At 41.1% G+C, this 13,720-nt stretch carries 11 protein-coding genes; 8 read left to right on the top strand and 3 right to left on the bottom strand.

Features of this window, described 5'->3' with window-relative positions; translation table 11 throughout:
* Positions 1–7: 7 nt before the first annotated feature.
* From HV477_RS23890 to HV477_RS23865, 6 genes are all read left to right on the top strand, one after another.
* A complete protein-coding gene (locus HV477_RS23890; protein WP_175065486.1) occupies positions 8–751 on the top strand; it encodes a fimbria/pilus periplasmic chaperone in 744 nt (247 codons plus the stop codon).
* Positions 748–1,806 (top strand): hypothetical protein, encoded by a 1,059-nt coding sequence (locus HV477_RS23885; RefSeq protein WP_175065485.1) that lies wholly within the window; start codon positions 748–750, stop codon positions 1,804–1,806. Before HV477_RS23890 ends, HV477_RS23885 begins: the two co-directional genes overlap by 4 nt.
* Before the next feature lie 129 nt (positions 1,807–1,935).
* Positions 1,936–2,445, top strand: a complete 510-nt coding sequence (locus tag HV477_RS23880) for a CaiF/GrlA family transcriptional regulator (RefSeq protein ID WP_175065484.1) — start codon at positions 1,936–1,938, stop codon at positions 2,443–2,445.
* Positions 2,432–3,193, top strand: coding sequence for a transcriptional regulator (locus HV477_RS23875; RefSeq protein WP_175065483.1), 762 nt, complete (start codon positions 2,432–2,434; stop codon positions 3,191–3,193). Before HV477_RS23880 ends, HV477_RS23875 begins: the two co-directional genes overlap by 14 nt.
* Before the next feature lie 556 nt (positions 3,194–3,749).
* Positions 3,750–4,985, top strand: a complete 1,236-nt coding sequence (locus tag HV477_RS23870) for a phosphoadenosine phosphosulfate reductase (protein ID WP_023221889.1) — start codon at positions 3,750–3,752, stop codon at positions 4,983–4,985.
* Positions 4,970–5,614: a ParB/RepB/Spo0J family partition protein gene (locus HV477_RS23865; RefSeq protein WP_024149519.1), complete on the top strand. Its 645-nt coding sequence runs from the start codon at positions 4,970–4,972 to the stop codon at positions 5,612–5,614. The genes HV477_RS23870 and HV477_RS23865 overlap by 16 nt, the downstream gene beginning before the upstream one ends.
* Positions 5,615–5,782: 168 nt before the next feature.
* Here HV477_RS23865 and HV477_RS23860 read toward each other — a convergent pair whose 3' ends face one another.
* Positions 5,783–6,040 carry a DUF2534 family protein gene (locus tag HV477_RS23860; protein WP_079970440.1) on the bottom strand — a complete coding sequence of 86 codons (258 nt, stop codon included), beginning with the start codon at positions 6,038–6,040 and terminating at the stop codon, positions 5,783–5,785.
* Between the two features lie 944 nt (positions 6,041–6,984).
* On the opposite strand from HV477_RS23860, the gene ftnA reads away from it, so the two are divergent.
* Entirely contained in the window at positions 6,985–7,482 is a 498-nt protein-coding gene (gene ftnA, locus HV477_RS23855; protein WP_023221885.1) for a non-heme ferritin, read from the top strand.
* Positions 7,483–9,546: 2,064 nt separating this feature from the next.
* On the opposite strand, the gene HV477_RS23850 is transcribed toward ftnA, so the two are convergent.
* Together HV477_RS23850 and HV477_RS23845 are read right to left on the bottom strand one after the other, a co-directional pair.
* A complete protein-coding gene (locus HV477_RS23850; protein WP_217487837.1) occupies positions 9,547–10,827 on the bottom strand; it encodes an MFS transporter in 1,281 nt (426 codons plus the stop codon).
* Between the two features lie 323 nt (positions 10,828–11,150).
* Positions 11,151–12,053 (bottom strand): LysR family transcriptional regulator, encoded by a 903-nt coding sequence (locus HV477_RS23845; protein WP_175065482.1) that lies wholly within the window; start codon positions 12,051–12,053, stop codon positions 11,151–11,153.
* 329 nt (positions 12,054–12,382) lie between these two features.
* On the opposite strand from HV477_RS23845, the gene HV477_RS23840 reads away from it, so the two are divergent.
* Positions 12,383–13,669, top strand: coding sequence for an OFA family MFS transporter (locus HV477_RS23840; protein WP_175065481.1), 1,287 nt, complete (start codon positions 12,383–12,385; stop codon positions 13,667–13,669).
* Positions 13,670–13,720: the final 51 nt, after the last annotated feature.

Raw genomic sequence — 13,720 nt, 5'->3', positions numbered from 1 at the left:
ATATAAAGTGAAAAACAGCAGATTAACAGGTACGGCGATATTCGTACTGGCGGTAGCGTGGAGCCAGAGTAGCCATGCAACCATCAGCGTTGACCGGACGCGTGTCATCATGGACAGCAGAGACAGGAGTGTTTCTGTCACCCTGAGCAATGAAAGTAAACATTCCCCGTTTCTGGCTCAGTCCTGGGTGGAGGATGCTGATGGTGTACGGACGGATGCGCTGGTCGTTTTGCCCCCTCTGCAGCGTATTGACAGTGGACAAAAATCTCAGGTCCGTATCACTCAGGTCAGGAGCATGACGAACCGTCTGCCGAAGGACAGGGAAACCCTGTTCTGGTTCAACGTCAGGAGCATTCCGCCGAAACCGGATACAACTAACGTGCTGCAGCTGACCCTGCAGAGCCAGCTGAAACTGTTTTACCGTCCGGCTGCCATCGCCCGGGGGGATAACGACCAGCCGGAGAAAAAACTGGTGGCGGAGCGCAATGGTAGTGAGCTGACATTAAAGAACCCCACGCCATATTATATTTCTGTGGTCTGGCTGGGTACTGACCGCCGCCACCACCTCAGCGGATTCGGGGACGGGACAATGGTTGCACCGTTTGGAAGCCTGCCACTGAAGGCCCGCCTGCCGGAGGGGAGTCGTCAGTTGTGGGTGGGCTATGTCGATGACTATGGCGGACTGCAGATGAACCGCTATACCTGTGATGTCCGGCGTTGTGCACTGAAAGGTGAAGGGGATGCCTCATGAACAGGCCATGTTTGTGGGGAATACCGGCTGTGCTGCTTATTCTGCTCAGTATTATCAGCTTACCGGCCCGGGCATTAGATGATGGTTGTACAACGTTATCAGGTTCAGTCCAGTTGAGTAATGTTAACTCAAATATAAGTACAGCAACATCTGGCCAGATACTGTACTCCAGCAGTCACACTATAAGTTACGAATGCACCAGAGGTGGCATAAGCGCTGGTGACTTTCAGACTCATATGATTTTTACGACTGATTTTCGTAATTTGATAGATTTATTCAGACAACTGGGGTTGGGCCTGAACCTCCACATCACAGAAACAGATTCAAAGGGTACATCCGGTACGGTTGATATAACGTGGGCGCAGATTCTGAAGAATATAGCAACCCCTGGCAAGGCAGTTAAATTTGGCCCGGTAAGGAACAGTCAATACCAGGCCGGTGAAACTGCCACATTATCAGCAGTCATATCCCTGGAGTTATTTGTTGATAATAATTTTAAGAATACCATGCTGGTTAAACCGATATCCGGGATGCAGATTATGGATTTAGTCAGTGGTTCTTCTGGTTCGGCGAAAAGGGCTGCAATATCTACTAGTGGGTTTAACCTCAGGCTACTTCCGGATAACCTTGGTACAGTAGATATTTCACCTGGGCTGGTCAGTCTGGGGCATTTTTATATAACAGATGCAGAAAAGAAAAGCGGGTCGTTTACAGTAACTGCCCGTCAGCAGAATGCTGCTAACAGTGCCTTCAGTGTTGCACTGAGGATAAAGTTTAATGCACCAGTGGGAATGTCCCTGACGTCAGATGGTACAGCTGTATTACTCAAAAATACGGGAGATTCCGGCAATAATGGCCTGCAGCTCTCGATAGTGGAGGATGAGAGCGGGAAGAAGGTGATATTTGATAAAGATGAGGAGATGGGAAGTATAAATATAGGGACATCCTCTTCAGGACGAACACAGAAAACATATCATGCAGTGCTGGATAAAACCGGGGTTCCGGTAACCGGAAACTTCCAGGTTTCAAGCGCCGTTACTGTTACATATAACTGATATGGCTGTTTTTAATGTCGCGTGAAAAATAAAGTTTTTTTAAGTTATTACAGCAATAAGTCTGTGTGAAATATTGTGACAATTCACTCTGGTATTTATTTCATTACATTAGCTGATGGAGGAATTACTGTGTGCCCCCATAATACTCACGAAAAAAAGAAGCAGTATATTATTACGGGTAATGATATTCATTATCCTTCCCAGACAAATCATGATACCTGCTTTATTCCGGAGAATGTGCGCCAGTACACCGGTGAACCTCTGTACATCATCGTGGCGCACTGGTGTCAGCAGCAGCAGGACTGGGTTCAGCGCGGGCAGATATCAGAGGCCTTTCACATTACCGCCAGGCGTGCCAGCTATCTGATTTCCTACCTTAGAAATAAAGCTTCGCGGGTGGTCTGTGTCTGTCGCCGCCGGACGTTGTCCAATAAAGCGCAACGCTGTGAAATTTATGTCGTGCGTGTTCTTGAAAGCCCTGAGCCTGCCCCGCGAGAACGTACCGTAACGCCACCACTCTCACGCCGGCGGGTGGGGAACGGAGACAGGGCACAGGCGAATGAACTGTGGAACCGGCTGCGCAGTAACAGGAGTGCGGGAAAAATCCTGAAAAAGGAGGATGAAGATGACGGCGTATAATCTGACAGTGGCCCGGCAGGTCATTATTCACGGTGACTGCTGGCCGGTGGTGAGTGCTGTGGCACATCTGAGCCGGGCAGTTCTGCCCGGGAGTGAATGTGAAACCACGTACACACTGCCAGAACTACTGCAGCAACTGCACCGAAAGCCGGAGGCAACGCTGGTGCTGTGCCTGCGTCCCCGTGAACATATTTTTTTGTTCTATGCCCTTAAAGAGGTACTGCTGTATCACCCGGCACTGGTTATCAGCGATGAAATGCTGTTCAGTGACCAGGTGGTTCTCCACCACTGGGGAGAACTGCCGGTGGTGCTGCACCAGGAGCTCACCGCCATGGTGACACGAATAAAGCGCCACGAAGAACTCTCCTGCCGGGTTGAAAGCAGACTGATCAGTTTTCTGGCGGACCCGAAACCTGCCACTGGATTATTCACGGTTCCACTGATTTTTAATAACCCGAAGCGTCTGATGAATCACATGGCATTATTGATGAACCGGGCAATGATAAACTGTGGCGTCACACCCGAGCAGCAGAAGCTGCTGGGAGAGGCTTACAAAGGGCGATATTCATTGGCCGGACTAAAAAACAGACTGCACAAAAACGAGAAGCAAATATGGCAGGATAAATATCGGCTGCTGGTAAAACTGGGCATGAAAAACCGACTGTATGAACTTCTCTACGGTACACGTTTTTGTCCGGATATACAGCGAACAGAGTTTGTTGTCAGCGCCAGTGAAATAAGGCAGTAAAAGCGATCAAAGAATGGCGAAAGTATATTGAGAAGGAATCCCATTACTCAGACCGGGGAGTTGACTAAAAAATCTTACCTGGCATAAGCAAAATCTTCATTCTCAGCCCAGTTATCCTCAAAATATATGACTTTAGTAAGGCTTTTGTTTAGTGGATGAAACTACATTCGTTTAACTTTCGGGTCCTTAAGATGTTAAAAATGCTGTAGCAATGGCTGAATTGAAAGCATATATATAATTCGTAAAAATCGCAACGAATCATAAGCAGACTTATATAGTCAAGCTGATTTCGATGTGATTGAACTGAATAATAAAACTTGAGGGGTTGCAAAAAAACACCTGCAAACAGTAGCTTTTTACGTTGCGGCGAATCTTGACCTGAGTGGAGAAGCAAAATGGTTACAGATATCGGGAGTTTCTGGTGGCAACGATATGCAAGTCATTGTTAGTCCAGACTTGTGTATTACATGTCTATTATGCAGGTGACAGCTTAACAAATTGGGGACATCTCAGTTAAAGAGATCTTCATCGTGTCTCAGATGGAGCTAAAGGAAAAATGACAGAAAACATTCAGAAGAAATTCAGAAGCAAAATTCCGCTAGGCATTGATGTACTGAGCGCGACAAAGCTTCGTATTAACAAAGTGTTTGATGCTTTTGACCGGATAACCCTGTCATTTTCTGGCGGAAAAGATTCAACAGTAATGTTTCATCTTGTAGCAGAAGAAGCCCGGCGTCGTGACCGAAAATTCTGCGTTTTATTCATAGACTGGGAAGTTCAATACCATTCAACAATCACTCATGTTGCTAACATGCGTGAGCTTTATGCTGACTGTATTGAGGATTTTTACTGGGTATGTCTGCCCATAACCACAGTAAATGGTGTGTCAGCCATTCAGCCTGAATGGACCGCATGGGAACAGAATGTAAACTGGATACGTCAGCCACCAGATGGGGCTATTACAGATTATGATTACTTCCCTTTTTATCATTATGGGATGACCTTTGAGTCTTTTATCCCCGCTTATAACAAATGGTTCTCTACTGAACAGCCAGCGGCAGTAATGGTTGGCATACGGGCTGATGAGTCACTTAATCGCTTTCTGGCGATAAGTTCAAGACGTAAACTTCGCTTGTCACCTGAACTACCATGGACTACTCAGCAGAAGGATGGGAACTGTTATGCTGTTTATCCATTATATGACTGGAAAGTTCGTGATATATGGCGTTTTCATGCTGTCAGCGGTTTACCTTACAACAGCATTTACGATCTTATGTTTCGTGCTGGAGTGAGTCTGCCCGCTATGCGCATTTGTGAACCTTTCGGCCCGGAGCAGCGTAAGGGGTTATGGCTGTACCATATTCTGGAACCCGATACCTGGAGTAAGGCCTGTGAACGTGTCAGTGGGGCAGTCAGTGGGGCAAAATACGTCAGGCACGGACGGGACTACTTTGGAAAACATAGAATTGAAAAACCACACCATCATACATGGCAAAGTTATGCATATTTTTTATTATCAAGCCTTCCATTACCTACAGCCGAACATTACCGTACCAAAATAGCTGTCTATTTAAGATGGTATCAGGTACGGGACTGGCCTGAAGGAATACCGGATGAACAGGATGGAGATACAGGGAGTCGAGATATCCCTTCCTGGCGCCGTATATGCAAGGTCATTATGCGTAATGATTACTGGTGCCGTGGCTTGTCATTCAGCCCGACGAAAAGCCAGAACTATCGTCGTTACATGGAAAGATTGAAACAGCAACGCGAGGAATGGGGGCTGATATGAAAACTGAACTGGAAGAAAAACTGAAATCCATTGAAAGCTTATTACGAGGAATGCCTGAGGATGAACGTCTTTCCACGTTAAATATTATCCGTTCCAGATTGCATGAGCTAAGTCCATTCAAAGATGAACCTGTTGACTGTGTTTTATGGATTAAAGCCAGTAAATTAAAAGCCAATGAATATAACCCTAATATCATGGCCCCAACCGAACAGCGCTTGCTATACACTTCACTATTGACTGAGGGATATACCCAACCCGTTGTTGCGACAAAGGGATTAAAAAGTTTCACCGTAGTGGATGGTTACCACAGAATGCAACAAGGTAAGCATAAGCCAGTCCTGAGGGAACGGCTGAAAGGCTATCTGCCAGTAGTTATATTACATCATGAAAGTGGAGGTGAAGGAGAAAGGCGAGCTGCGACTGTCAGACACAACAGGGCAAGAGGACAACATGCAGTGGCAGCTATGTCAGAACTTGTTCGCGATCTGTCACGGCTTGGATGGAGTGACGAACGTACAGCGAAAGAATTAGGGATGGATAAAGATGAAGTACTTAGACTTAAACAAATAAGCGGACTGGCAGAAATGTTTGGTGATGAATCGTTTTCGGAAGCGTGGACAGTGGAGTAAAATAACTATCTGATATGGGATTAAAAACAATTGTGCTATGCATGCTGTTGAAAATGACAAGCAAGAAATACTAAGCCGGAAAAAATGACTATTCCCGGCTTAATTATTGACACTGATTTTAAAACAGCAATCAATAAATACTCTATTAATTAGATAAATTGTGGTTCTTCACTTCTTATCATCACTTAGGAAAAAGATCCCGAGCGGTATCGAAAACAAAACAGTAAAGACAACGCTGTAAACAAATATCATTGCTGACTGAATAATAAACATAGAAAGCGTCCAGTCTTTCAGTTCAATATTATACTGCCATATAACACCGCCTATTGTAGCCCGTGTCATAACACTTGCAGCAATGATAAACACCATCGCAACAGAGAATAGAAACCGCTTTCCGTTTCGGGTTTTCAACTTTTCTTTTATCATTAGTTCGCCCTCAATAAGTTAGCTGAACAGTGAAGGTAGCAGTAACATTTCAGGCCTACATCCATAGTAAGACATGGCGATTTTAACTGGTTTACCATCAACCACCTATTCTGTAACTGAACCTGCCCACATCTTCACAACTGCTCCACTCAGTAAGAAAACACAGTTGATCTATGCAATCTAAAATGATTAGCATATATCTTTCATATAACACATTCAGAGAGAAAGAGTACATGCTATTACGCTATCTCCAACTGTTAAATATTGTTTTTTATGACAAGGTTTTTCGTTAGAAACTGAATTATGACTACCTGCTCTGTAGATAGGCACTATGACACTGAATTTTCACTGTTTAATACACTGGCGGAAAAATGGAAGGTTACCAGACGTTATTGATTTTATTCATTGTGTATCTTGCCGGGTTTTTGCTGTATCAGACGCTTAGAGTTCGCAACAAAAAAAAGTAATTCCCTCTGGTATTGTATAGGCATTTTTATCAGTACAGTCATTTATCAACTTCATCTGCGCGGAGAGATGAGGGTTATCGTCTCATTATACTTACGAAAAAGGGAATATATACTCTGGGCAGAAAGAGTATTGAACGAGGATACTGCACGGTGCTTCTCTGTTCTCTATATCAGTGCTGGGTACATATTTAAGTATGTGCCTGGTAAGTTATAGCCTCTCAGGAAAATCCATGGTGGGTTGGCATAGTATTTCAGTAGATGGCCGAAAAACGTTGGAACATCTCATCTTCGACATGAAGTAAGTGTTACCTGACATAAGGTGATGTTTTATTAGTATATTTTACCTTCCGTTACTCAGTTAACAGGTTGTCTTCATTAACGATTAGTGACAGTTTTATTTTAAAAACTAATGACATCATTCACCTGCAAATCTTACTGTTTTAATGCAGCCCATTCTTGACACGTGAGGAATTTAAAATGCTGAAAAAAGATATGACAGAGAAACTTAACGACCAATTGAATCTTGAACTTTTTTCTTCCCTTCTTTATCAACAAATGAGTGCATGGTGCAGTTATCACAGTTTTGAAGGTGCAGCTGATTTTCTGCGACGCCACGCTCAGGAAGAGATGGAGCACATGCAACGCCTGTTCTCATACCTGACCGATACCGGGTGTATGCCACGAATCGGTGCTGTGGAATCTCCTGTGGTTGAATTTGATTCCCTGATGGCACTGTTTAAAAAAACCTATGAACATGAACAATTAATCACACATAAAATCAATGAACTGGTACATGTGGCTATGAGTACACAGGATTATCCAACTTTTAACTTTCTGCAATGGTACGTTGCTGAACAGCATGAAGAGGAGAAACTGTTCAAATCCATTCTTGATAAACTGGCGCTCGCAGGTGACACAGGTGAAGGGCTTTATCTGATTGATAAAGAAATTGCCTCGATGGGAAATTCTGTCTGAAGTGATAGTTACTGTAACGGACGGCTTGATCTCAAAACGGGGAAGTGTCATTTCCCCGTTTACATCCAACCAGTTATTAAAAATCAGAATACAGCAAAATAATGAATCACTTAATTCCACTTTTTAATAAGCTACAACCAGTTAATAGTTATTCGTCAGCATAAAATAATCTGGCAGAATGATTCACGTGACAGCCAGAAAAAAAACTATTACTAAAAATATTATTGCTCTGTGTGGTACATAGTATCTATGATTTATTATCTTCAATACCATCTATATAAGGTGAAGATAAGAATAGCCCAAAAGAAAGAACAAACAATCATAGCAATTATGAGAGAGCGACAGCCATTTTGGCTCATTACTTATATCCTGATATTTTATTGTTAATAATATGAATGTGATTTGTAACGAATTTGCTGTGTATCAATTCTCTGGCTATTAAAACAAATTCTTCTTTATGAAAGTATTGCATGATTCAAAATCCCGTAATCCTTATAAGATACATTATCTGACAGAACTAGTTCAATTATCAGTCTGACAATGGATTCTTGCTCCTGATTTCCTGTTTCTGCGGTTTACCCCGCAGTGGAAATTTGTTGAGACTAATGGGAATCAGGTGTATCTTTTCCAGTTGGACACCGAGATGTTCGATTTCACATAAATGTCCCGCACTCTTTTTTCGAAGTGTTTATTGTGGGCAGTAACTTTATTTAGTCGATAAAACGGAACTGAGTATCTTTCTGGCATAGCGCTTAAGGCTGTGCAGCCTCTCCAATTTTAAACATGAGAAAATATTTATTTATACCTTATAATGTTTTCTTCCAGTAAATATCAAGATTTTTTTAACATTAATGTGGGGAATTTTTTGGTAAAACAATATTTATTTATAATGCAGCAGAATGATTTAGGGCTGTGATCCCTGACAACATGTAGTATTGCTAACAACACGGTGCGTCATTTCAGGTATTTTGTTCAACTTTCGTGGCTCCATTACGTTGGGAGAGCTTAGTCGACGTAATTTCCGACACAGTTGAACACTTGCGGAAGTGTTTATAAATATAAACGTTTATACCTGTGCTGGGCGAACTGACTGGTCGTAAGAGCGAATGCTGGCATAGGGGGAGTTAAGGAAGATACTATATATCACGTTCAGTTCCGCTGATCACGGGGTAACCTGACGTCATATGGCACAAAATGTCATTGCAATCAATTATCTGTTGATTATAAATTCTTTGTGTCGTGGTGAATCCCGTCAGCCCGGGGCGTGGGTAATTTCATTCATAATGCCAATATGTACTGAATCCTTTTCGCGGAGCGTTTCACCGGGGCGTCCGGCACCGCAACATTCATATTGCACTATGCAAAACACGAAGTACGCTCTTCGCAACATTTTCTGGGTTGGTTCACCGGATGTGGTGGAATGAAGACTAATCATTCGCTTATAATGGAAGTACCATACAATCCTTCGTGTGGTTCATAACCTTATTGAGTATGATGTCAAATGTACAAATCAGATTGGCAACAACATATGCAATCCGTAGTTAAATTATGATGCCTGTGAAAATCAGGAACGAGCAGTTATCAGTTCGATAGTCTGATTGTTAAAAAAATTTATTTCAAAAGAATCGGGTATGTTGTGTCATCTGCACGCTTGAACGTGAATATGATCATTGCTGAGATGGAGAGGATTGAATCTTTAACATATTTCATTATCAAAACTTATGAACTAATTATAGGATAAAAAAAGGGGCTACTTTCTGATGCCTGGCAGGGAACTGATATTATCAGATATGTTGTTGAGCTTTTTTGTATCTAATTGGTAGGTTGCAGGAGGACATCGAAAATTAATGGAGGGCTGCATGCAACCCACGGATAATGATAGATGTCTGAGTCATTTTTTATACATGGGTTGGGCCACGGTCTTATATTTGAGAAGTTTCTTCTGTCACAAGTAACAGGGTTTAAGTATTTACCCAGAACAATGGCTGGCGCACATAAGCATAATGTAATGCAGAATAGGATAATATGCCACTTCCAATGTGACAGTCATGATAACTATTGAGATTAAATTTTTATTTTTTTATTATTTTTCTCTAAAATAATGATACAGACAGTCAGTACTATTAATAATATTGCTATTATCCCAAGTAGAGCAAAAACACCGTTCCACGAATAATATTTTTGAATCATTGCTATCGGTGCTCCTGCCAGGGCCGCTCCCACATAAGTAACGCCCCCTTTTAACCCCGTTGCTGCACCCGCACCATCAGCATGGGATGCCTCTATCACACCTAAAGCGAATAACATTTGTGGGGCATAAATCCCAGCGCCGATAATAAAGAAACATATTGCAACGAGATAATAATGAATGTGTATAGTTAATGCTACCCCACCCATTCCAAGGATCAAAAAAAGACTGTAAATTAAAATTGTTGTCCATCTGTCAGCATGGAAAAATTTATCTGAAATGACACCAGATGTCAGCCCACCTAAAATACCTCCAACTTCAAACCATGCTACCAGTGAGTTTGATTTTATTAAATCCCATCCTAATTCCTTCACAAAATATACACTTACCCAGTCATCTGTTACGGTTCTGATAATATAAATGCACAGGTCGCCACAGATAGCGATCCATATAACAGGGTTATTTAAAATATAAGTGCAGAACATTCTAGACGTGGTTAAACCTGTCTCTGAACGATTGTTTATCTCGAGTTGTTTTCGATCATTCCTCCAGAGGCCAACATTCGGTAATCCATATTTTTCTGGTTTATCTCGCATGAAGACAGCAGAAATAATTGCCTGGATTAAAGTAATCATGGCTGGAACAAAAAAAGCGTATCTCCAGTTACCACTATAAGCTATAACAGCTGAAGCGATAAGAGGGGCAAGCGCACCTCCGACGTTGTGTGATGTGTTCCATAATGAATACCAGCCACCCCTTTCTGATTTTGAATACCACTGACTGATCGCTTTAGCAATGGGAGGGAAGCCACATCCTTGGGCAATCGCTGTTAAACAGTATAGTGCTAACAATATTGTAACGTTATTACTCATTCCAACACCGATGTTAATTATTGCGATAACTAATAAAGTCGGTGCCAGAAATAAACGGGGGTTGATTCTATCGGCTAATAACCCTGAGCCGAATTTTGATATCCCATAAAGTATGTAATAAATTGAAGAAGCGGTACCAAATTGTACTGCTGTCATACCAGTATCATGCATTAGTAACGGAGCGGCAGCAGCGAAGGCTTTTCTCGATATATACATAACTGTATATGTTAAGAAAGTAGTTATAATAATTTGCCATCTGATTTTCCTGTAAATTTTATCCGACATTTTTATTACCCTTGTATCTTAATGATAGGTGTTTGAAATATAAAAAAGTAAAAGAAGGTTTTCACTTATAATGTAATTTGATTATCATGTATATTGATTTGGCTCAATTAATTACTAACTACATTTATTTTTCATGGGTAACATGGATCTATCTATAAAATATATAAATACAGAATTTAGAGGTATTTAATTAAAAGTTAAAATCATCAATTGTTAATGTTATTAATAATGATTTAACTATCTGATTTTTAGATGAAAATGCCAAGATAGATCAACCTTTCTCCCCCAAATATTATTAATATCCGGGGGGAATATGAACATGCTTATACCTGAACCTGGCACCAATGTTTAATCAATGTCCATATGGCAGAGGCTGCCGGGGAAAGGGAGCGATTGTGGCGACGGGCCAGTTGTAGACGTCTTGTTTCTGGTGGACATAATTGACATATACTCAGGCCAGTATCCCTGAGTGATGGTAATGCCAGTTGTGGGATAACTGAAACACCGATACCAGATTGTAAAATTCGAAAGATAGTTGATACATGACCAAGTTCCTGAACTATATGAGGAGTGACTCTGTGACGCGCAAACACATTATCAATTAAAGGGCGACTACCTGAAGCATAATCGAGCAGAACCAGTTCTTCATTCTGTAGGTCACTCCATTTAACCGTTGCCAGCTGTGCAATTTGAGCATTTTCCGGTACTACCAGACAAAATGGTTCTTCCAGAACCGTTTCAGTATATAGATCCGGAGGCAGTGATGGTTCGACTATTACACCGAAATCAACTTCGCCATTTTGTATCATCTGGATTGTTTTTTGCTGAACCTGGTCATGTATTATCATGTTGATTTGTGGGTATTTATTAAGTGCTCTTAAAATACATCCTGGCATTATACCAGCTGAAATCGTTGGGCTGGTGGCTACATGTACTAATCCACGCTGTTGCTCTCCCCGACTTCTGGCATTACTCAGAGTGGTTTCAAGTTCACTCAGTAAACGTCGGAGTTCTACGGACAGATCTTCACCTTCCTTCGTTAATAATACTTCTCTTGTTGTTCTGTCGAATAACCTGATTCCCAGTTCATTTTCCAGTTCGCTGATACTATGGCTCATTGCTGATTGCGTCAGACCAATCACACAACCTGCCCGGCTGAAGCCATGATGCTCAGCGACGGCAAGAAAAATACGTAACTGGCGTAAAGATATATTTGAAATATTCATGATTTTAAATCATCCATAGATTAAAAAAAAACATTTCCCTAACTGACACTTTTAGGTGTTAATAAAAATCAGAGTAAGGGAAAAGAGGTTATAGACTATATGAGAAAAATCGAAGCATTAGAGATCTGCATCAAACTAATAAAATTATAATAAATTTGAATTTTATTAGTTAAAGGGGCTTTTGTTCTTGTTAACCTTAATGGTTGGGGGTTAATACAGACTGTTATTGTATCAACAATTATGAATTAGGAAATTAAAATTATTTTATGAGTATCTGAAATATTGATATCAACGCTTTATTTTTAAAGTCCTGATTCTGGAGATATAGGATGAATACTATTGCAAGCACAAATATAAGCGAATGTACTGACAAGGAAATATTAGGTTTTAGTAGATGGTGGATGTTTGTTCTCGCTTTTCTGGCTATGTCTGTTATTAGTCCGTATGAGTATGCATGGTCAGTGATCGCACCACATCTTGGGGACATTTATGGATGGGAATCAACCAAAGTATCATTAATGTTTACGATGTTCGTCATTTGCCAGGCATTCGGTACATTACCCGGTGGTATTCTACGTGATAAATTTGGTCCAAAGCTGGTTTCGGTAGTTGCGGGTATTTTCTCTGGTATCGGTCTTCTGGTCTGTGCCTTCGGTCAGAGTGTTTCCTATAGTGTTGTTCTTGTGGTCTGGTGTATCGGATGTTTCTTCTGTGGATTTATTTATAATGCGGCTATAACTACCTGTAATAAATGGTTTCCTGATAACAGAAACATTACTACAGGGTTGATGTCTGCGGCCTTTTCTTGGGGGGCGTTACCCTTTATTTTCCCTATTCAGAGCATTCCAAAGAATGCTCCTGATAGTACATTTTTTAATGTTATTTTTGTCATGGCAGCCATTATTTCTGGCGTAATTATAATTACGGGACTTTTTATGAAGGATCCACCTAAAGGATGGACTGTCACTTCACAGAAAAGTAGAAAATTAACGAAACGCCCTTGTGACAAACAATATAGTATGGGTGAAGCAATGTGTACATGGCAGTTTTGGGTGCTTATTGTTTCTTTTGTGTTGGTTTCAGGAGCAGGATTAACTTTTATTTCAAAAAGCATTAAATTTGCTTCAGCATTTCATTTTAGTCTGGCCGCTGGTACGGTGATGACTATAGGTATCGCTATTACAAGTGGTTTGAGTCGGGTTGTTGCTGGCTGGATTTCTGATAAGATTGGCGTAGATAAAACGATGACAATATTTTATATCCTCTGTGGACTTTTCTCTTTTTTAGCTTTGTATTTTGCGGAGGCCGGAAGTTCTACGGGATTTATTACAAGTTGCATTATTTCAATATTTTTCTGGGGAGCACTTTATTCACTGTTCGCTTCAATTGTAGGTTATTATTATGGTGAAGTAGCTTCTGGTTCTAATTACGGAATGCTTTATGCCACAGCAAAGGGACTCGGAGGAATTTATGGTGGAGTATTATCTGCATACCTCATTTCGACTTATGGCAATCCCTTTATAATCATTGTTTCATCTGTCATGGCCTTGCTTTCAGGATTTATTCTTCTTCCTCTATGGAAGCACCCTCCTGTATGGAAAACGGTAATAAATTAATTGTGATAAATTTATAGTATATTAATTTTAAATAACCTTAAGAGAGGTTCA

This window comes from Salmonella sp. SG203, from assembly GCF_013350575.1.
Classification (GTDB): domain Bacteria; phylum Pseudomonadota; class Gammaproteobacteria; order Enterobacterales; family Enterobacteriaceae; genus Salmonella; species Salmonella enterica.
This window is presented reverse-complemented; position numbering and strand designations above follow the sequence as displayed.

Bases quoted from the DNA above. Each gene is read 5' to 3' on its own strand.
- HV477_RS23845 (WP_175065482.1), bottom strand. From the start codon at position 12,053: ATGAATATTTCAAATATATCTTTACGCCAGTTACGTATTTTTCTTGCC.
- HV477_RS23850 (WP_217487837.1), bottom strand. From the start codon at position 10,827: ATGTCGGATAAAATTTACAGGAAAATCAGATGGCAAATTATTATAACT.
- HV477_RS23870 (WP_023221889.1), top strand. From the start codon at position 3,750: ATGACAGAAAACATTCAGAAGAAATTCAGAAGCAAAATTCCGCTAGGC.
- HV477_RS23860 (WP_079970440.1), bottom strand. From the start codon at position 6,040: ATGATAAAAGAAAAGTTGAAAACCCGAAACGGAAAGCGGTTTCTATTC.
- HV477_RS23875 (WP_175065483.1), top strand. From the start codon at position 2,432: ATGACGGCGTATAATCTGACAGTGGCCCGGCAGGTCATTATTCACGGT.
- HV477_RS23865 (WP_024149519.1), top strand. From the start codon at position 4,970: ATGGGGGCTGATATGAAAACTGAACTGGAAGAAAAACTGAAATCCATT.
- HV477_RS23840 (WP_175065481.1), top strand. From the start codon at position 12,383: ATGAATACTATTGCAAGCACAAATATAAGCGAATGTACTGACAAGGAA.
- HV477_RS23885 (WP_175065485.1), top strand. From the start codon at position 748: ATGAACAGGCCATGTTTGTGGGGAATACCGGCTGTGCTGCTTATTCTG.
- ftnA (WP_023221885.1), top strand. From the start codon at position 6,985: ATGCTGAAAAAAGATATGACAGAGAAACTTAACGACCAATTGAATCTT.